Genomic DNA, 17,932 nt, shown 5'->3' with positions numbered 1-17,932 from the left:
GTCCTTATCGCCCAGCGTCATCAACTCATAGAGAACGCTGCAACCACCGCACGTCTTTGTCATGGTGTCCCTAGACAAAGCTTACATAGGCTGCAGTACCGCATTTCTATAGATGACTGAGCGACATTTATCTTTCAGAACCGGCTAAATGCTTTTTACAGGTCGCTTAGGAAATATACCCATGCCGTGCTTCGCTAAGTAGCGGAGCAGCTCGCCACCGGGGGAGGAAGCATCTTGCCATTCCAAATACAGCACTCGACTTCAGCATAGCCTGAGTGGTGCCTCAAAAGTTGAACCAGATGAGTCTGATCAAGCAACTCAACAGCGTTGAGTTCGGCATTTTCATGGGATAGTTAAATGAAGAACGGAGTGGTCATGCAAACCATGTAAAGTCCACCGTCCGATGCCGCCGCCGGTAAAACGCTTCTCCAGTAACATCCGCCTTTACCGCGTCTGAGTTCCGTGCGGTTGCTAGTCAAGCTGCAATAGCGCACTGGTTTAATCACCGTCGACTACTTGAACCCATCGGGTAATTACCGCGTGCAGTAGCTGAGGCAAACTATCAAATTACTCGCCACTCAGATCACCACTACTGCGGCCTAACTTGTAGTAAGTAGTCTCTACGGAACCCGGGGCGATTTACAAGTGGGACTTGGTGGGTAACAATATATCGGTGTTTTTCATCCAGGATGCGATGAAGTTTCCCGACTTGGTGCATGCCGTCAAACCGGAGCCGCACCATAAGATGCCGCAGGCCGCCAGTGCCCACTACACGTTCTGGGACTTCGTGTCGCTCATGACCGAGGCCGGTTCGAGGTTCTTCAATGGTTGATGTTTCAGATGGTCGGCCAGCGGCCGATGCTGGGGCAGAACCTCCATTTCAGGCTGTATGCGCCTGAGAAAATCCTTACGCCATCAACCGGTACACCAACTAAGCCAAGCGACTCTACGGCGTGATCGAGCCCCGTCTTGCAGCTTCCCCGTGGTTGGGCGGAGATGCCTACTCTATCGCGGACGTGGCTGTGTGGCCTCGGTGCGCAACTGGAAAAAGCAAGGTATTCGCCTCTCCGACTACCCTAACCTTGATCGCTGGTTTACCGTCGTAGGTAATCGGTCGGCGGTGCAGCGGGGTGTTGCTGTCCGAACTACGGCGACCCTTTTACGACGGGAGCGCATGATCTGCCCTGTTTGGCGAAATACAGTATTCAAACCGCTAGGAATCTTCGTCCAGCCGGATGCTTGCAAGTACGTCAACATCTGCGTTATCCAATTGGGGATCGTTTTTAGGGCCTGTACTAGAGGGTTTTTGAGCAATCTCCTTTGTGTGCTCATCGGTGACAAGTTAAATTGGCCTTCGCCGTCCATGCAACAAATCATCAACTGCCCAGTGGTTCCGTCACAAACTGACCTGCGCTAAGCGATGCCTGCTTTGCTACGCTTGCAGTCGTTGCAATCAGTAAATCAAACGGCTGCTTTAGTTGAGATACCTGACGTCCCCTCCCTATGTATGGGGAGCAATATGGTGAGTCATTTGCAATTCCGCTTTGCATCTCAAATGTGATGGAGCAGGCCTCTACGTATTCCTACCCACCACTACATGGACTCAAGCTAGGTTCTGCTTGCTTTGCGCTCAATGCGCGGGAAACGCCAGCAGGTATTCATAACTCTGGCTCGTCGTGCGCACATCCCCCGCCACCGGCTGGCGCAGGATGGCCAGCAACTGGTTGCTGCCCGCCGCCGGGCGCACGGTAACCAGGCCTTGTGCGTCGGTGATCTGGGCGGCGCCCTTTTCGCCCAGCGACACGCGCACGCCTTCGATGGGCCGGCCGTGCAGCAGCACCTGAAACTGCACGGCGTCGCCCGCGTGCGGCGTGCGGTGCGACAGCGCCACGATCTCAAACGCCTGGCCCAACACCTTCTTGGAGATCACACCCCACTGGATGAAGGTCTTGTGGAACTTGACGGCATGCACGCCACTGGTGGCGCCGGGGTTGTCGTTCATCGGCTTGTTCACCATGGGTCCGTCGCCCACCTTGCTGAAAAACCCATTGTCGAAATGCGCCGCCAGCAGCGCGGCCTGGCGCTCGGGCACCACGCGCAGGCCGCCGGGGCGGGGCTCAGTGCGCACGGCAATCTTGCGGCCGCGCAGGCCGTAGGCGTCCACGCTCTGCAGCTTTTCGGCGGGGTAGGTTTCGAGCTTGCCTTCGTGCCCGCCAAACTGCACGGTGTAGCCGCCCTGAGCGTCGGCCTCCAGCCAGACGTTGTGGGCCTGTGAAAACGGGGCGCTGCAGAGCAAGGCCGTTGCAAGGCACAGGGTGCGGGCGATGGAGTGGTGCTGTCGTTTCATGGCATGTGTGGCAAACGGGTTTTAGAACTGGCCCTGGACGCCCACCTTGAGCGTGCGCGGCGCGCCGGGTGCAAACACCTCCGTGCCGCCAATGACCGATGCCGACGTGGCGTACACCTTGTCTGCCAGATTGGTGACGGTGGCGTAGACCTTGTAGCGGCTGGCGGGCACGGTGTAGTTCACGCCCAGGTCCCAGGTGGCGTAGCCGCCGTAGAACACGCTGTTGTCGGCATTGACCGCGTAGCGGCCCACGCGGCGCCAGGTGAGGGAGCCTTCCCACTGGCCGGCGGGGCGCCAGGCCACGGTGGTGGTGGTGCTGCTGCGTGGCACACCGGCCACTTGTTTGCCGATGAGCGCAGCGTTGCCGTTTTGCGTGACGCGCGACTGGGCGCTGCCCCAGGCGATGCTCACATCCACATCCTTGTGCACGGCCCACAACGCGCTGGCTTCCACGCCGCTGCGGCGGGTGGCGCCGTAGTTCTCGTACACGCCCGGAGCCACGGTGCGGATCTCGCCCGTCGATGTCAGCCGGTAGGCCGCCACATCCAGCACCAGGCCCGCCATGGGCGTGAGCTTTGCGCCCATTTCCGTCTGGCGAAAGATGTTCGGGTCCAACTGCGCCGCGCCCAGCGCGTACTTGGCGAAGGTGCTGGGCAGCGCAAAGCCTTCGGACCAGTTGGCGCGCAGCAGCACGCCAGGCGCGACTTGTGAACGTACGCCCAGCTTGGGGCTGGCGTGCGACATGCGGGCCAGCGGGCCGCACGGGTCGGTGGCGGTTTCTGCGCCATTCTTCGTGCAGTCGCCCGTGAAGCGGTCCCAGCGCAGCCCGGCGGAGGCTTGTAGCAATGGGTGGATCGGGGCGTCCAGTTCGGCAAAGGCACTCAGGCTGTTGAGCTTGGAGGTGCGGTCATTGATGGCCGGGTTCACGCGCACGCGCTGCTGCAGGCCGTCAAAGTATTGGTAGTCGGTGGATTCGCGGAAGGTCTCGATACCCGCCACCCAGTTCAGCGGCGTGAGGGCCGTGGTGTGGCGGCCGTTCAGGCTGGTGCCCGCGCCTACCACGCTGCGGTCGTAGCTTTCCTCGCGCTGGCGCCAGGTGGTGGCATTGACGGGGCGGCTGAACCAGCGGGTAAATGTTTGCTGCGTGGTGTAGGCAAAACCCAGCCACTTCACCTCGGGTGCCAGCGTGTAGTGCACGTCGGCGCGCAGGGTGGCGAAGTTCTTCCTGGCGCCATCGTTCATCGCGCGCGGGTCCACGCCGTAAGGGTTGGTGGTGAACTGCGCCGCCGTCACGTAACCGGGCGAGTCGCCTTCGGCATGGTGCAGGCGGCCCGACAGCGCCAGCTCCAGGTTGGGCGTGATGGCTTTGCTCCAGCGCGCGGCCAGGGTGCTGCGTTCCAGGTCTGACTGCGCGCGAAAGCCGCTGGTGCGGTAGTGCTGAGCGGCAAGGTTGAGCGATTCGCCTTCGCCCAGCTTCAGGCCCAGCGCGGCCTGGGCGTCCAGCGTGCCGCGCGCGCCCAGGCTCACATTCACGTCTTTGTACTCGCCATGTTTGCGCGTCTCCACTGCCAGCAGGCCCGCGCGGTTGAAGTTGCCATACAGCGCCGACACGGGGCCCTTGTAGACCGTGAGCCGGTCAATCTCCAGCGGCACGATCACGTTCAGGTCCACATAGCCATCGGCATGCGACATGGCCTCGTTGAGCGGAATGCCGTCCAGCACCACGCCCACGTCGCCGCCATGGCCACCCCCACCAAAGCCGCGCATCACGATGGCGTCACCCACGCCCGAGAGCTGGTAGTTCTGCACGTTCATGCCGGGCACCTGGCGCAGCAGGTCCTGAGGGTGGCTGATGTGTGCGTTCTGGATGTCCTGCGTTTCCAAGGTGGTGGTCGAGTACGCGGCCGACGCGCCGCGCGCCGTCTGGCCCTTGACCTCGATGTCGCCCAAGGTGGGGGCGGGTTGCTCTGCGCTGGTGCTTTGGGCGCTGGCTTGGTGCATGCCGACCAAACTCAGCAGGCAGGCTGCCACCAGTTGGTGCAAAGGGAAGCGAGGTATGGGGTTTGGGAGGGTTGGTGTCATGGCCGTTTGCTTTGTTGTGTGAAGAAAAAAGCAAACTTCATACCGAAAGACGCCATCCTGCGTGCCCGTACGCCACCCGGCGTATGCGGGCGGTGTCGGCGGATTCAGAACGCCGGGCGGCTCAGCCGTGGCGATGCGGGTGGGAGCTTGGGTGCCCCTGTTCGGGCGGATGGCCTGGCTTGACCATCACCACATTCAGCTGGCCATGGTGCACGCCGCGTTCGGCCATCAGCGTGTCGGCAAAGCGGCGCACGGTGCCCACGGGGCCTTTGAGCATCACGGTCTCGATGCACTGGTCTTGGTCCAGATGCACATGGGTGGTGGCCAGCGTCAGGTCGTGGTGGTCGTGCTGCAGGCGCGCCAACCGGTCCGACAGCTCGCGCTCGTGGTGGTTGTAGACGTAGGAGAGATTGGCCACACAAGGGCCTTCGGCGTCGCGCTGCTCCTGCGCGCGGGCCAGGTGCGTGCGCAGCACATCGCGCACCGCTTCGGATCGGTTGCCGTAGCCGTGCTCCGCGATCCAGTGGTCGAACTCGTGGGCCAGGTCGTCGTCGATGGAGATGGTGAAGCGTTCCATGCGTGGAAATTGGACCTCTGTTGTCGATTCCCGATTCTCGCCCCGGAATCTGCTGTTCAAGTCGTTGGTTAAGACAAGGCGTCTCTCAATTCAACAAGGTCGGCCTCCAGCCGCACGCGCATGGCCGACAGCAGTTGTTGCGCAAAGCTGGTGAGCGGCTGGCCGGAGGGCATGGCCAGGATGCAGTGGTATTCCAGCCGCTCCGAAAAGCGCCGCAACACCACGTCGCGGCCCAGGTAGTCGTACGCCGTGACGGCGTTGACGATGCCCACGCCCAGGCCCTGGCGCACCATTTCACAAATCGAGATGGTGTATGGCGTCTCCACCACGATCTCGGGTCGCACGCCGTGGGCCTGGAAGATGGCGTCCAGCCGCTGGCTGGCGGCGTCTTCGGGGTTGAGTGCGATGAGCGGATAACGCGCCAGGTCCTTGGGGTGGATGGTGGCCTTGCTCGCCAGCGGATGCCCCACTGGCAACGCCACCACACCTTCGTAGCGCGCAAAGGTAGAGTGCTCCAGGCCCGCCAGCGTGACCTCGTCGGCCATGAGGCCGATATCGGACTCGGCGGATATCAGTCGCTCGCGCACCTGGCGCGAGCCCACGATCTGCAGTGACACCGTCATCTTGCGTTCGCTCAGATCCATGGCTTTCAGCACGCGCGGCAAAAAGCCGATGCCCAGTCCTGGCAGGCAGGCGATGCGGATGCGGCCGACGCCGAACTGGCGCAGGCTGCGCAGCCGATGCTCGATGGCGTCCAGGCCCACAAAGCAACGATTGACCTCGTTGAGCAGCGCGGCTGCCTCTTGCGTGGGGTAGAGCTTACCGCGCAGGCGCTGGAACAGCGGAATGCCAGCGTACTCCTCCAGCCGCCGCAGCGACTGGCTGACCGCCGGCTGCGTGACATGGAGGAGGCGTGCCGCCTTGCTGGCCGAGCCGCTTTGCATGACGGTTCGGAAGATCTCGATCTCGCGCATCAACATATAACGGCAATTTATAGCATTAAAGATTGCCGTGCGTGCACTGCAAAACCTGCGGCCTAGACTGAACACCTATGAAAACCGTGTGAATTCAGGGCAATTCACCGAACCTCAGGTATAAAAATGACGCAAGCATTCTCCAGTCTCGTGCCCGCCGTGCAACGCGCCTCCACGGTGCGGTTCGACTCGCTCGACGACTTCATCACCCGGGGCAGCCGCCTGCCGGACGGCTTCAGCTACGGCACGACAGGCACGCCCTCGCACCGCGACCTGGAGGCCCGCATTGCCAAACTGGACCACGGCGCGCACTGTGTGGTGGTGCCCTCGGGCCAGGCCGCGATTGCGCTGGTGATGATGACCCTGCTCAAAGCGGGCGACCACCTGCTCATCTCAGATGCGTCTTATGGCCCCGCGCAGACCTTTGCGATGGAGCAGATGGCGCAACTGGGCGTGGCTGTGGAGCGCTATGACCCGCGCATCGATGGCGAGGGAATCTCCAAGCTGATGCGGCCGAATACGCGGCTGTTGTGGCTGGAGTCTCCCGGCAGCATCACGATGGAAGTGCAGGACGTGGCGGCACTGGCCAGCGAGGCAAAACAACGCGGCGTGCTCACAGCCATCGACAACACCTGGAGCAGCCCGCTGTATTCCCAGCCGCTGACCTTGGGCGTTGACCTGTGCATCCATGCCTGCACCAAGTACATGGGCGGGCATTCGGATCTGCTGATGGGCTCCATCAGCACCCGCGACCGGGAGCTGTACAAGCGCGTGCGGCACCTGCAGTCGTACATGGGCCTGGCCAGCAGCGCCGACGACTGCTTTCTGGTGCAACGTGGCCTGGAAACGCTCTCGGTGCGCATGGCACACCAGTCCGCCGCCGCGCTGGACATGGCCCACTGGCTGGAGGCGCGCGATGAGGTGCAGCAGGTATTGCACCCGGCGCTGGAGTCGTCACCCTCCCATGCCTTGTGGCGCCGGCAGTTCAGCGGCAGCGGTGGCGTGTTCTCTGTAGCGCTGCACCCCGCACCGTTGTCTGCATACAAGGCACTGTTCACGGGGCTGAACATCTTCTCTATCGGCGCCAGCTGGGGCAGCGTGCACAGCCTGATCGCCTACTACCCGGCAGAGGTGCAGGACAGCCGCGCTTTCCCACTTGTGCGCCAGCCGCTCATCCGTATCTCGGTGGGGCTGGAGCCTGTGGAGAGCATCCGCAGCGACCTTGCCAACGCGCTGGAGCGTTTCAGCGCCAGCCTGGGCTGAGCGCAGGCGAGCGCAGTGATTTCTTTTGGGCATGGCGCTTGCACTGGCCTTGCCCTTCCTGTGGCGTGTGGTTCTCAACAATGAGGAGGTCGATATGACAGCGAAGGTGGTCTTTCGTAACGTGGTCGCGGGCGCGGCACTGCTGGCACTCATGGGCGGTGTGCAGGCGCAGGAGTTGACGGGCACGCTCAAGAAGATTCAGGATACGGGCCAGATCACGCTGGCGACGCGGGGCGCCTCGGTCCCGTTCAATTACCTGGACGACAGCAACAAGCAGGCAGGCTTCGCGTGGGAGATCGCCCTCAAGGTGGCTGACAAAGCCAAACAAGCCACAGGGCGCAATGACTTGCGCATCCGCAACATGGAAGTCACGCCCCAGACGCGCATTCCCCTGGTCGCCAACCAGACGGTAGACCTGGAATGCAGCTCCACCACGCACAACCTGGAGCGCGAGAACCAGGTGAACTTTTCGGTGACCTACTTTGCGGTGGGCGCACGCATCATGGCGCGGGCCGATTCGCCCATCAGCGACTGGAAGGGCCTGGCGGGCAAGAACGTGGTGGTGGGCGCCGGAACCACCACCGAGCGGCTGTTGCGCCAGCTCAACGAGCGGGAGAAGCTGGGCATCAACATCATCATGGCGCCGGACATCAATGAGGGCTCGATGAGCGTCGAATCCGGCCGTGCCGAGGCCTTTGTGGCAGACGATACTGGGCTCTTTTCCAGTGCAGCGCGGGCACGCAACCCGTCGCGCTGGAAGGTCGTTGGCGAGCCGCTGGAGCGCGAAGCCTACGGATGCATGCTGCGCAAGGGCGACGCGCAGTTCAAGAAGCTCGTGGACGATGTCATCGTCGGCATGATGAAAAGCGGTGAGATGCACGCGCTGTACGAAAAATACTTCACCAAGCCGCTGAACGTGCGCAATGGCTTCAACATGCAGATGCCCATGCAGCCGGCCATCGAGGAGCTGTACAAGAACCCCTCCGACAAGGCGCTGTAAACCGTGAACTACAGCTGGGACTTCCTCGTCTACTTCAAGCAGTCCGTGACGGGTGAAGGTGTCTACTGGCACCTGCTCGCCATCGGGCTTGGATGGACGCTGCTTTTGTCCCTGCTGTCATGGGTGCTCGCACTGGGGCTGGCGCTGCTGATCGGCATTGCACGCACGCTTCCTCAGCGTTGGCTGCGCTGGCCCGCTGCGGTGTTTGTGCATTGCTTTCGCAACGTGCCGCTGCTGGTGCAGGTGTTTCTGTGGTTCTATGTGGTGCCGGAGTTGTTGCCCGAGGCACTGGGCATGGCCATCAAGCAGGCGCCGCCCACGCTCAGTCAGTTCCTGACCATGCTCCTGGCCCTGACGCTGTTCACCGCCGCCAAGGCAGCCGAACTGGTGCGCGCAGGCATTGAGGCCGTGCCTCAGGGCCAGAAGCAGGCGGCCAAGGCCATGGGCTTTGGCATGGTGGATGCCTACCGGCTCATCATTCTTCCGCAAGGCCTGCGCATTGTGGTGGCACCGCTCACCTCGGACTTCATGAACGTGTTCAAGAACTCTGCCGTAGCGCTGACCATCGGCCTGCTGGAGCTGACGGGCCGCTCGCGCCAGTTCAGCGAATTCAGCGCCCAGCCCTTCGAGGCTTTCATCGCCGCCACCTTGATCTACATGGCCATCACCTGGTGCGTGGTGATGTTCATGCGTACGGTGGAACGCCGCCTGCGGGTGCCCGGAATGGGCGGGGCCTGAACCATGGATCACTTCAACTGGAACGCGCTGGACCGCGCCTGGCCCTATCTGATCGATGGCATGTACACCACGGCCATGCTCACGGCTGTGGGCATGCTGCTTGGGATCTTGCTGGGCACGGGGCTGGCGATTGCACGGCTGTTCGGGCCGCCGTGGCTGGCTGCGCTGGCCAGAGCCTACACGGACGTATTCCGCTCAATTCCACTGATCCTGACGATCTTCTGGGTGTACTTTCTGGTGCCGTATGTACTGCGCACCGTGACGGGCAACCCCAACCTGGACGTAGGGCCGGTGTACGCAGCGCTCACGGCGTTCGTGCTGGCGGAGGCTGCCTACTTTGGCGAAATCATCCGCGGTGGCCTCGCCAGCGTACCCAAAGGCCAGATGCAGGCCGCCACCGCGCTGGGCATGGGCCAGTTCACCGCCTTGCGGCTCATCGTGCTGCCGCAGGCCTTTCGCAACATGATGCCGTCGCTGGTCAGCCAGTCCATCGGATTGCTGATGGACACCTCATTGGTCTATGTGATCAGCCTCAACGATTTTTTGGGCGCGGCCACCAAGGTGGCGCAGCGCGACGGAACCATCGTGGAGGTGTACCTCTTTGTCGCTTTCGTGTACTTCACGCTGTGTTCGATGGGCGCTGCACTCGTCGCCAAGCTACAGCGCAGACACCACCGAAGCTAGGGGAACAGCGCCCAAGACGGCGCCCTCCATCAGTGCCGATGCTCGCCACCTCTCGGCTGCTGCACCCAAGCCTTCACCGTCGTCTCGCCCGCCTTCTCGAACTTCAGCGTCAGATCGAACCGGTCGCCCACCTTGAGCGGCTGGCGCAGGTTGATGAGCATCAGGTGGTAGCGTTGGCCGTGGCGCAACTGCACTTCCTGCCCTGCGGGCAGGTCGATGGCGGGCACCTCGCGCATGCGCATCACTTCGCCTTCGGTGCGCATCTCGTGCAGTTCCACACGCTCGGCCACCGGCGTGCTGGCGGCCACCAGCCGGTCCGGGGCGGTGCCCCTGTTGCGGATGCCGCGCAGGTAGGCCGCGCCGTTGGGCGTGCCCGCCAGCGAAGGCGTGGCGTAAGGGTGGTCGATGACGAGCTGGCCCGCGCGGAAGTCGTGGGCGTGCGCGGGCATGGCGATGCTGGCGCCCAGCAGCGCTAAGGCTGCCACGGTGAGCAGCACGCCACGCCGTGTGAGCGAAGGGGTTGTTGTCATGCGGAGCGTTCCTTGTTGGAAGGGTGTTGGGGTGTGGGAGGCGGCATCACCAGCTTCGTTCCAGCAGCGGGCCGGGCGTGTAGACAAGGCGTAGCGCCACCAGGCTATTGCCCTGGCCCGCGATGCGCTCGCGTCCGGCTTCCAGCGCGAGCAGCACGCTGGGGTGGGGGCGCCAGCCCAGCATGGCGGTGAAGCGGCGCGACGGGTGGTAGGGCAGCAGGTTGGCGTCGGTGGCCACCAGCGTGGCGCCGGGGCCGTCCAGGCTGTGGGTGCTGCGCAACCATTCCTGGCGCACGGCCACGTCCCACTGCGCGGTGGGTTGCCACAGCGCTTCCAGCCAGCCACCGCTGGTACGGCCCTTGTAGCGGGTGTCGCCGTTTTGCGAATACAGGTTGCCACGCTCGTTGCGCAGCACACCCGCCGCCGTCAGGCGCACGCCGGGCAGCGGGGTGGCCCAGCTGGCGCTAGCGCCCAGCAGATCCACGGTGCCATCAAAGCAAGTGATGTCGCGCAGGCTGGCGCTGCATTGGGGCGCGGTGTGAATGTGGCCGCTGTTGCTGCGCTGCACGTAGGCGCCGCGCCCTTGGGGCTCCAGGCGGCTGTAGAAGGCGTCGGCTTCCCAGTCCCCCGCGTTGCCCCACACAGCGCCCGCCGCGCGGGCGCGCACGGTGGGCGCCCAGGCCGCGTTTTCACTGCCCGGGAAGCGGCGTGCGCGCCACAGCCCGGCGTCAATGCCCTGCAGCCATTCAAACGCGCCACCCAGGTGCGGGCGCCAGGACAGGTTCACACCGTCTTCGATCCAGTCGCCGTTGAACGCGGCGCGCTTGATGAGCGGCATCTGGCCAAAGCGGTCCAGGTGGCCTGCGTTGCCGATCACCGGGCCCAGTGGCATGCGGTTGCGGCCCGCGCCCAGTGTGAAGTCGGAGTCTGCAGACGGGCGCACCTCCACCCAGGCCTCCTCGGTGTGGGCGCGCTCGCTGCCGTGTTTGCCAATGGTGGCGGTGGCGCCCAGCAGCGGCGTGAGCCGCACGCTGGCGCCCAGCGTGCCGTGCTCCAGTGCCCAGCCGCGCTGGTCGGTGGGGGTGTCGCCCAGGCCCAGCACGCCGGTCAGGCGCGCTGCGGGTACGGGCTGGTCGGCGTGCTGGTAGCCCACGGCGGCTGTGGCGTTGATTTGCAGGCCGGGTGAGGCCGGAATGCTTGCATCGCTGGCGTCATGCGCCCGTGCCGGGTTCAGCGCCAGCATGCACAGCGTGGCCGCTGCCACAGCACAGGCACGTGCCTGCAGTGGGCGCGCTCCGTTTGCAAAGGTTGATGCGGTGTGCGCCATCTATTTCGCTCCTGCTGCAGCGAACGGGTCGGACAGCTTGGGGTTGGTGAGCAGATCCTGGTCTGTCAGCGTTTTCAGGAAGGCCACGATGTCCGCGCGCTCCTGGGCCGTGAGGTTGATCTGGTTGATGAAGTCGTTCTTGTTCGGGTTGGCGCGGCCATCCCCTGCATGTGGGCCCGAGGTGATGTTGCGCCCGCCAGCGGCATAGAAATCCAGCACGTCTTCGAGCGTGGCGATGCTGCCGTCGTGCATGTAGGGGCCCGTGACCTCCACGTTGCGCAGGCTGGGCGCGCGGAACTTGCCCATGTCTTTCACCTGCTGCGTCAGCTCGTACACGCCCCGGTTGGGCTCGGGGAACGCGCCCGTGCCGCCGATGTTGTACAGGCCCGTGTTGTGGAACGGTGTCTCCACGATGCGGCTGCCCGCATGCACTATCTGGTCGTTGAAGTTGAAGCTGCTGTGGCAGTGAAAGCACTCGGCCTTTTCGCCAAAGAACAGGTTCATGCCGCGCTCGGCCGCCGGGGGCAGCTTGGCCTTGCCTTGCAGGTACTGGTCGTAGGGGCTGTTGCCCGACAGGATGGTGCGCTGGAACGAGGCGATGGCGTGGATGGCGTTGCCCCAGGTGATCGGCGCGTTCTGGCCAGGGTAGGCCTTGGCGAACTTGTCCTTGTAGTCCGTGTCGGCCGCCAGGCGCGCCAGGATGGCTTCCTTGTTGCCGTCGTTCACACCCATCTCGATGGGGTCGGTGCCAAAGAGTGGCGTCTCCATCTGCTTTTCCAGCGTCACCAGCGATGGGTTGGCCCAGGTGAGCGTGGCGTTGTAGACCACGTTGGCCAGCCCCTGCGCATTGCGCGGGTGGTGCTGGCCGGTGGAGCCAATGGAGGTGGTCAGCCCGTCCGTGAAAGCCTTGGACTGGACATGGCAGCTGGCGCAGGCCTGCGTGCCATTGCCCGACAGGCGGCGGTCGTAAAAGAGGAAGCGTCCCAGGTCCACCTTGGCTTCGGTGATGGGGTTGGCTTCGGGCACCTTGGGGGTGGGGAAGAAGGATGGCAAAACCCAGGACCAGCTTGTGCTGCTGCCCGAGTTGTCGCTGACGGAGGTGCCCCCTCCGCCACAGCCGCCCAGGGCCAGGGCCCCGAGCAAGCTGGCCAGGCCGGCGGCCTGGGCGGCCATCCGCGTGAGCGAATGGTGGTGTGCCATGGTTACTTGGCCTCAGCGCGGAAAAGGGTCTGGCCGCTGCCGCCGTTGATGGGCTTGCCGGTTACCAGGTCGAGCGCAAGCACCTTGTAGATAGCGTTGCACTCAGGGTCAGTGGCGCCGGACATGCAGCCCGGCGCGCTGCCCAGGTCTTCGTTCAGGTTGGTGCCCGTGTACAGCGCGGCCAAGTCCACCACCACCTTCTGCGTGGCGGTGTTGAAGTTGCCAAAGCTGAAGTCCATACGGTTGGAGCGGTCGCAGCTTACGGTTTCGCCGGTAACGGGGTTGCCCGTGCAGCCGGTGGAGCCCAGGTGCACATAGAAGGTGTTGCCGGGAGCTGCTGGCGCTGGGCGCACCACGCCACCCGTGGGGTTCACCTCGATCTGCGCGAACTTGCGGCCCGCCTGCCACGACCAGGCCATGGCCTGCACGTCCATGGGCTTGGCGGCCACTGCGTAGTCTGTGTGGTTCAGGCTGGCGGGCACGCCAACAGTGAGCTTCACGCCTGTGTAGTTGCCTGCAGGCACGGTGCCCTTGATCTGCGAGTTCATGGCCTTAGTGCCAGCGTCCGCGCAGGCGCCAGAGCCGTCTTCCAGGTCCACGAGCGCCACATCTTTGGTCTGCCAGTCATTCGCATCCAGCGTCACCGGCACGGTTTCGCCCTTGTCATTGACCAGCGCCACGTTGCTCACATAAAAGCGCAGGTCGTGCAGTTGGGCGCTGACCTTGGCGTTGCCCAGGCCGGTGATGGCGGTGCCGCATTTCACGTCCTGCGTGCCTGCTTTGGCGGCGAAGTCGATGGTGATGCTCTTAGGGCCGGTGGGGGTGGGCGTGTCGCTGCCCCCTCCGCCGCCACCGCAGGCAGCCAGGGCCAGGGGTAGCGCCATGGCAAGGGCCATGGACAAGCAGTTGCGACGTGGAATGGAGTTTTGGAAATATGTCATGGTGATTGTTTTGAATGGCCGGTGCGCAGGCCAAAAGCGGCGCACACGGTCGAGCAGATACCGCAGGGCCGCATGTGGCCTTGCACTGAATAGAAACCTTGTGATGAACATGAGGTGCCCACGCCGATGCCTTGAGGGCGGAATGTGGGAACCAGCAGGGGTCAGGCTGAGGACGGGGGCGGCGCGCGCGGTGGCGCTGTCAGCACCACTCTTTCGGAGGTGCTGAGGACGAACGGCGTATCCAGCGGTCGTACGCGGTAATCGAGAGGTGGTTCAAACCGGAGATCGCTGCGCGCGAGGTCGGGCAACGCATCGCCCAAGAAGCGGCACAACGGGCAATGCGGGATGCCATCCGCATTGGCGCCGACCCCTTCGAGCGAGTTGGCAGTTATGGGCATGTCGCCCGCAGAGGCTTGCACGCTCACCCATCGCACGCCCTGGTTGGTGCACACCTCCACCATTGCTGCACCGCTGCCACCGCGCGCGATTACCAGCGTGGCAGCCAAGGCAGAGTGCAGGCTGACAAGCGCCATCCAGACGATCAACCAACAGGCAAGTCGGCGGGCCAGCGGGCGGGAAAAGGGGCGGTACATGCAGGTGCCAGTGCGGACGGATCAGCGGCGAGCAGCGGGGGGCAATGTGCTGACCGGGACCAGCGTCATGCGTCCCAGGTGGTGCACGGCGTTGTGGCCGGGAGTGTTGGCCGTCAACTCGTGGCCTTGCGCCTGGATGGCGGCGGCTGCGTAGGCAGCGCCCAATGCAGCAAGGTGGGCACAGAAAAATGCCGCGATAAAAAGGCCGCTGTGAAGCGGGAGTGATGGCAGACGGGGTTTGAAAGTGGGCGCTGGGGCTGCGTGTGACATGGAAAATCGGTTCCGGGTTCAATGAGCTCCACTTCATGCGCCACGCCGCTCGCGCAGCCGGGCGCAAGCGAGCCCGCGGATGGCGCGAGTAAAGTGCGATGAAGGGTTTAAAAAGCGCTTGGGCCGCATCAGCACACGCGAGTAACGCACGTACGAATGTGTGCACCAAAGGACGGATGCAACTGCCAGATCCGCAGCGCAACCCGAGGGCTCTCAGATCAGGAAACGAATGTCGGGGGACCGCGCGGCGGCAAGGGCGCGCCAACCAGGGCAGCAATGGTCGCCTTGACAGCGGGAAGCAGCGCATGGGCCAAAGGCTGCTGCGATTCCCCAGCAGTCTGGGCTTGCGGAGCGGGGGCCGTAAAGTGCAAGCACAACGGACAGTCCAGAGCATGGTGTCCGGCCGGGGCGTCGTCAGCTCCGTCATCGCCAACCACCACCAGCTTCATAGTGCTGCCAGTGGTACAGACCAGTTGCAGCTCTTGCGGGTGAACCATGGGAGATGCAATGGCGGCACCAATGGTCAACATGAGCCAGGCCAGAATGAGGCGGCTCAGCAATGACGAAGTGCGCAGCGTATGCATGCTTAGGATTATCACCGTGATCCGACGCAAATTGCACTCGCGATTTGTTTGCCATCACCCATGGTCCATGCGCCAGAAGTCCTTTTGATGCAGATCCGCAGCCAATGTCTCGCTCGGCTGGCAGCGATAATCTGGGTGCTATGCATCGCCTGCGCTCCTCCCCACTGATTTCACGCCTGGTTCTGGCGTGGTTTCTCTGCGTGGTGGGAATGGCGGGAGCAGCTCCGCTGATCCATCCCCAGTCGCTGGAGTTGGTCTGTGGTGCCTCTGGTGCCGTCAAGCTCGTGGTGGTGGGCCAGTCGGGCGATGACGACAATTCATCCCGTCCCCAGGCGCTGGGCCCGCACGGGCTCGATTGCTCCTTGTGCTTGCAGCTGCAGGCACTCGCGCCGCATGTACCCCCGGTCGTGCCGCCGGCCTCGGTGCGGCTGCAAAGGGGACCTGTTCTAGCGCTGGTGCACCGGCTGCAATGGGATGGCACGGCCTTGCCTGCGCGCGGGCCGCCCCGGTTCAAAACGGTTTGATCCTCCTTTTTTTGGCCTGTGCACGGCGCCACCTTGTGGTGGTCCTGAGCACTGGTTAGCCCGTCTTTTGCGCTCCCCTTGCTGCTCTGCACTGTTGCAGGCCAGGCTATTGCGCGCCGGTGGTTGTCCTGGTGGGGCTGCCTGCGCCCTCTGCCCGTGGCCGCCGCGGTACCGCAGACAAGGGTGCGCCGTGTGAACCCTATGACAAGCCATTCCCGCTCCACTCCTTTTCTGCCAGTGCGTCATGCTCTGGCCTTGGCCGCTTCGGCTGCCATCGCTACCCTTTCTGCTCCTGTGTGGTCCCAGTCAGCGGCTTCGCCCGCTTCTGCCGCTGAGGCACCCGCAGACGCCGCCCTCACACTGGGCACCATCACTGTGCAGTCCGCCCCTTCGGGCGCGCTCAACGTGCGCAATGTGTTCAGCTCGGTGGACATCCTGGGCGCCAGCGTGCTGCAAGACCAGCATGTGGACTACAGCTGGGAGCTGCTCACCCGCGCCCCCGGCGTGCAGGTCACGCAGTTCAAGCAGGGCACCGACGCCGGGCGGTTCTCGATGCGCGGCTTCAACGGCGAAGGCCGGGTCAACGCCGTCAAGCTGCTGATCGATGGCATCCCCAGCAACGACAACGCGGGCGGCATGCCGTTTCTGGATGCGGTGTTCCCGCTCGACATCGAGGCAATCGAGATCGTGCGCGGCACCAACGACCCGCGCTACGGCCTGAATAACATCGCAGGCAACGCCAATGTCATCACCCGCCAGGGCGGCAACGACGGCCAGGCCAGCGTGACGCTGGGCAGCTTTGGCACGCGTGAGCTGCAACTGACCAAAGGCTTTGAAAGCGGCAACTGGAGCCAGAACTACTTTGTAGCCACCCGCGAATCCGATGGCTACCGCGACCACGCCGACGCCAACAAGAAGGCGCTATCGGGCAAGTGGTTCTACACCAGCGACAGCGGCCAGTGGCGCGCAGGCCTCATCGCCCGCTACTACAAAAATAAGGCGCTCGAATCCGGCTACCTCACGGCAGAGCAGGCCGCCCGCGCACCACGCAGCTCGCCCGCCTACGCCGCCTGGGACCGCAGCGAGCGCGAGACCACGCAGCTGAGCGCGCACCTGGACGGCCAGTTCGACAACGACCTGAGCTGGACCGCCAAGGCCTACACCCAGCACTACGAGAATCAGCGCTTTGTGCGGTTTTCTGAAGCGGGCGTGCAGCAAGAGCGCTACAACGACGAAACCCACAAGGGCCTGATCACCACGCTGACCTGGCGGCCCAAGGTGGCGTGGGTGCATGCCTTCACACTCGAAGGCGGCTTTGACGCCCAGTGGCAGGACAACGCTGCAGAGCGCTACCGCACGCTGCAGCAGGTGCGTACCTCGCAGATCCGCGCTTGGGACTTTGACCTGAACACCCGGGGCGCCTACGTGCAGGCCGTGGTGCAGCCCGTACAAGCGCTCAAGATCATCCCCGCGCTGCGCGTGGACCGCGTGAGCGGCAGCTTCACCGATGGTCTTACCAAAGTCACCTCCCCAGTGCACGACTACGGCACCATCACCCAGCCCAAGATCAGCGTGGTCTACGCCGTGCGGCCTGACACCAGCGTGTACGCCAACTGGGGCCGCACTTTCCAGATTGGCGCGGGCATCGACAGCTACCGCACGCCTTCGCAAAGTCGCAACCTCGATCCCTCGCTCAACGACGGCTGGGAGGCAGGGTTGAAGTGGCAACCTGCCCCAGGCATTGAGACCCGCGTGGCCTATTGGGAGCAGCGTGCCAGCGGTGAAGTGGCCCGCGTGCTGGGCGTGAACGGCCTGCCCGACCCCGGCGGCCAGGGCAATGTGGGTCGCACCCTGCGCAAGGGGCTGGATGCGCAGCTCAACGCACGCCTGAACGCGCAGTGGAGCGGCTGGATCGGCTACTGATCGCAAATCGCGCGCATCGTGCAGCCCGACCCCAGCGCCCCCGCCACACGCGGCAAAGAGATCGAAAATGTGCCGCACTACCTGGCCACGCTGGGCGTGGACTACCAGGCCAGCACGCAGCTCAAGCTCAGCGCCTGGGCCAATGCCCAGGGCAACTATTACCTGGAACGCACCAACACGCTGGGCCGCACCGGGGGCTACGCGCTGCTCAACCTGGGCGCCACATGGCGCTTCTCGCCCACGCTGGATGTGGGCGTGCAGCTCAAGAACGTGACGAATCGCAAGTACGTCTATGCGTGGTACGACAGCGGCTCGTCCGGCTATTCGCCGGGTGACGGCCGCAGCGCCTATGCCAGCCTGAACTGGAAGTTCTGA

At 63.9% G+C, this 17,932-nt stretch carries 15 protein-coding genes and 3 pseudogenes; 8 read left to right on the top strand and 10 right to left on the bottom strand.

The genetic code is table 11. The annotated features are described in order from the left end of the window. Positions 1 to 646: 646 nt before the first annotated feature. Positions 647 to 808 (top strand): annotated as a pseudogene (locus ACIGHN_RS02300) (catalase); the annotation flags it as partial. Continuing rightward, a pseudogene (locus ACIGHN_RS02295) lies at positions 802 to 1,141 on the top strand (glutathione S-transferase C-terminal domain-containing protein); the annotation flags it as partial. The pseudogenes ACIGHN_RS02300 and ACIGHN_RS02295, both read left to right, overlap by 7 nt. A gap of 489 nt (positions 1,142 to 1,630) precedes the next feature. On the opposite strand, the gene ACIGHN_RS02290 reads toward ACIGHN_RS02295, so the two are convergent. The 4 genes from ACIGHN_RS02290 to ACIGHN_RS02275 form a co-directional block, all read right to left on the bottom strand. After that, entirely contained in the window at positions 1,631 to 2,347 is a 717-nt protein-coding gene (locus ACIGHN_RS02290) for a DUF4198 domain-containing protein (protein WP_396503110.1), read from the bottom strand. A 21-nt stretch (positions 2,348 to 2,368) separates the two neighbouring features. Next, complete coding sequence (locus ACIGHN_RS02285) at positions 2,369 to 4,348, bottom strand: TonB-dependent receptor (protein WP_396503109.1); 1,980 nt, start codon at positions 4,346 to 4,348, stop codon at positions 2,369 to 2,371. Positions 4,349 to 4,550: 202 nt separating this feature from the next. Next, positions 4,551 to 5,006 carry a nickel-responsive transcriptional regulator NikR gene (gene nikR, locus ACIGHN_RS02280; RefSeq protein WP_396503108.1) on the bottom strand — a complete coding sequence of 152 codons (456 nt, stop codon included), beginning with the start codon at positions 5,004 to 5,006 and terminating at the stop codon, positions 4,551 to 4,553. A 68-nt stretch (positions 5,007 to 5,074) separates the two neighbouring features. Continuing rightward, a complete protein-coding gene (locus tag ACIGHN_RS02275; RefSeq protein ID WP_396503107.1) occupies positions 5,075 to 5,986 on the bottom strand; it encodes a LysR substrate-binding domain-containing protein in 912 nt (303 codons plus the stop codon). Between the two features lie 120 nt (positions 5,987 to 6,106). On the opposite strand from ACIGHN_RS02275, the gene ACIGHN_RS02270 reads away from it, so the two are divergent. The 4 genes from ACIGHN_RS02270 to ACIGHN_RS02255 all read left to right on the top strand — a co-directional run bounded on the left by ACIGHN_RS02270 (position 6,107) and on the right by ACIGHN_RS02255 (position 9,665). Continuing rightward, the gene (locus ACIGHN_RS02270) at positions 6,107 to 7,243 is read left to right on the top strand and encodes a trans-sulfuration enzyme family protein (RefSeq protein ID WP_396503106.1); all 1,137 of its coding nucleotides are present in this window, start codon (positions 6,107 to 6,109) and stop codon (positions 7,241 to 7,243) included. A 94-nt stretch (positions 7,244 to 7,337) separates the two neighbouring features. Then, a complete protein-coding gene (locus ACIGHN_RS02265) occupies positions 7,338 to 8,243 on the top strand; it encodes a transporter substrate-binding domain-containing protein (protein ID WP_396503105.1) in 906 nt (301 codons plus the stop codon). Positions 8,244 to 8,246: 3 nt separating this feature from the next. Next, complete coding sequence (locus ACIGHN_RS02260; protein ID WP_396503104.1) at positions 8,247 to 8,981, top strand: amino acid ABC transporter permease; 735 nt, start codon at positions 8,247 to 8,249, stop codon at positions 8,979 to 8,981. A gap of 3 nt (positions 8,982 to 8,984) precedes the next feature. Next, entirely contained in the window at positions 8,985 to 9,665 is a 681-nt protein-coding gene (locus ACIGHN_RS02255) for an amino acid ABC transporter permease (RefSeq protein ID WP_396503103.1), read from the top strand. A gap of 29 nt (positions 9,666 to 9,694) precedes the next feature. Here ACIGHN_RS02255 and ACIGHN_RS02250 read toward each other — a convergent pair whose 3' ends face one another. From ACIGHN_RS02250 to ACIGHN_RS02225, 6 genes are all read right to left on the bottom strand, one after another. Beyond that, entirely contained in the window at positions 9,695 to 10,195 is a 501-nt protein-coding gene (locus ACIGHN_RS02250; RefSeq protein ID WP_396503102.1) for a copper chaperone PCu(A)C, read from the bottom strand. 46 nt (positions 10,196 to 10,241) lie between these two features. Continuing rightward, a complete protein-coding gene (locus tag ACIGHN_RS02245) occupies positions 10,242 to 11,522 on the bottom strand; it encodes a hypothetical protein (RefSeq protein ID WP_396503101.1) in 1,281 nt (426 codons plus the stop codon). Next, positions 11,523 to 12,722 carry an MbnH family di-heme enzyme gene (locus tag ACIGHN_RS02240; RefSeq protein ID WP_396503100.1) on the bottom strand — a complete coding sequence of 400 codons (1,200 nt, stop codon included), beginning with the start codon at positions 12,720 to 12,722 and terminating at the stop codon, positions 11,523 to 11,525. It lies immediately after the preceding gene. 2 nt (positions 12,723 to 12,724) lie between these two features. Next, positions 12,725 to 13,663: an MbnP family copper-binding protein gene (locus tag ACIGHN_RS02235; protein ID WP_396503099.1), complete on the bottom strand. Its 939-nt coding sequence runs from the start codon at positions 13,661 to 13,663 to the stop codon at positions 12,725 to 12,727. Positions 13,664 to 13,824: 161 nt separating this feature from the next. After that, positions 13,825 to 14,256 (bottom strand): DUF2946 family protein, encoded by a 432-nt coding sequence (locus ACIGHN_RS02230; protein WP_396503098.1) that lies wholly within the window; start codon positions 14,254 to 14,256, stop codon positions 13,825 to 13,827. Between the two features lie 488 nt (positions 14,257 to 14,744). Next, complete coding sequence (locus ACIGHN_RS02225) at positions 14,745 to 15,110, bottom strand: DUF2946 family protein (RefSeq protein WP_396503097.1); 366 nt, start codon at positions 15,108 to 15,110, stop codon at positions 14,745 to 14,747. A gap of 140 nt (positions 15,111 to 15,250) precedes the next feature. On the opposite strand from ACIGHN_RS02225, the gene ACIGHN_RS02220 reads away from it, so the two are divergent. Then, the gene (locus ACIGHN_RS02220) at positions 15,251 to 15,634 is read left to right on the top strand and encodes a DUF2946 family protein (protein ID WP_396503096.1); all 384 of its coding nucleotides are present in this window, start codon (positions 15,251 to 15,253) and stop codon (positions 15,632 to 15,634) included. A gap of 201 nt (positions 15,635 to 15,835) precedes the next feature. Further along, positions 15,836 to 17,932: pseudogene (locus tag ACIGHN_RS02215) on the top strand (TonB-dependent receptor).

Source organism: Acidovorax sp. NPDC077693 (assembly GCF_044542805.1).
In the GTDB taxonomy this organism is placed as follows: domain Bacteria; phylum Pseudomonadota; class Gammaproteobacteria; order Burkholderiales; family Burkholderiaceae_C; genus Acidovorax.
The sequence above is the reverse complement of the archived record's forward strand: the minus strand, read 5'-3'. Positions and strand labels throughout refer to the sequence as shown.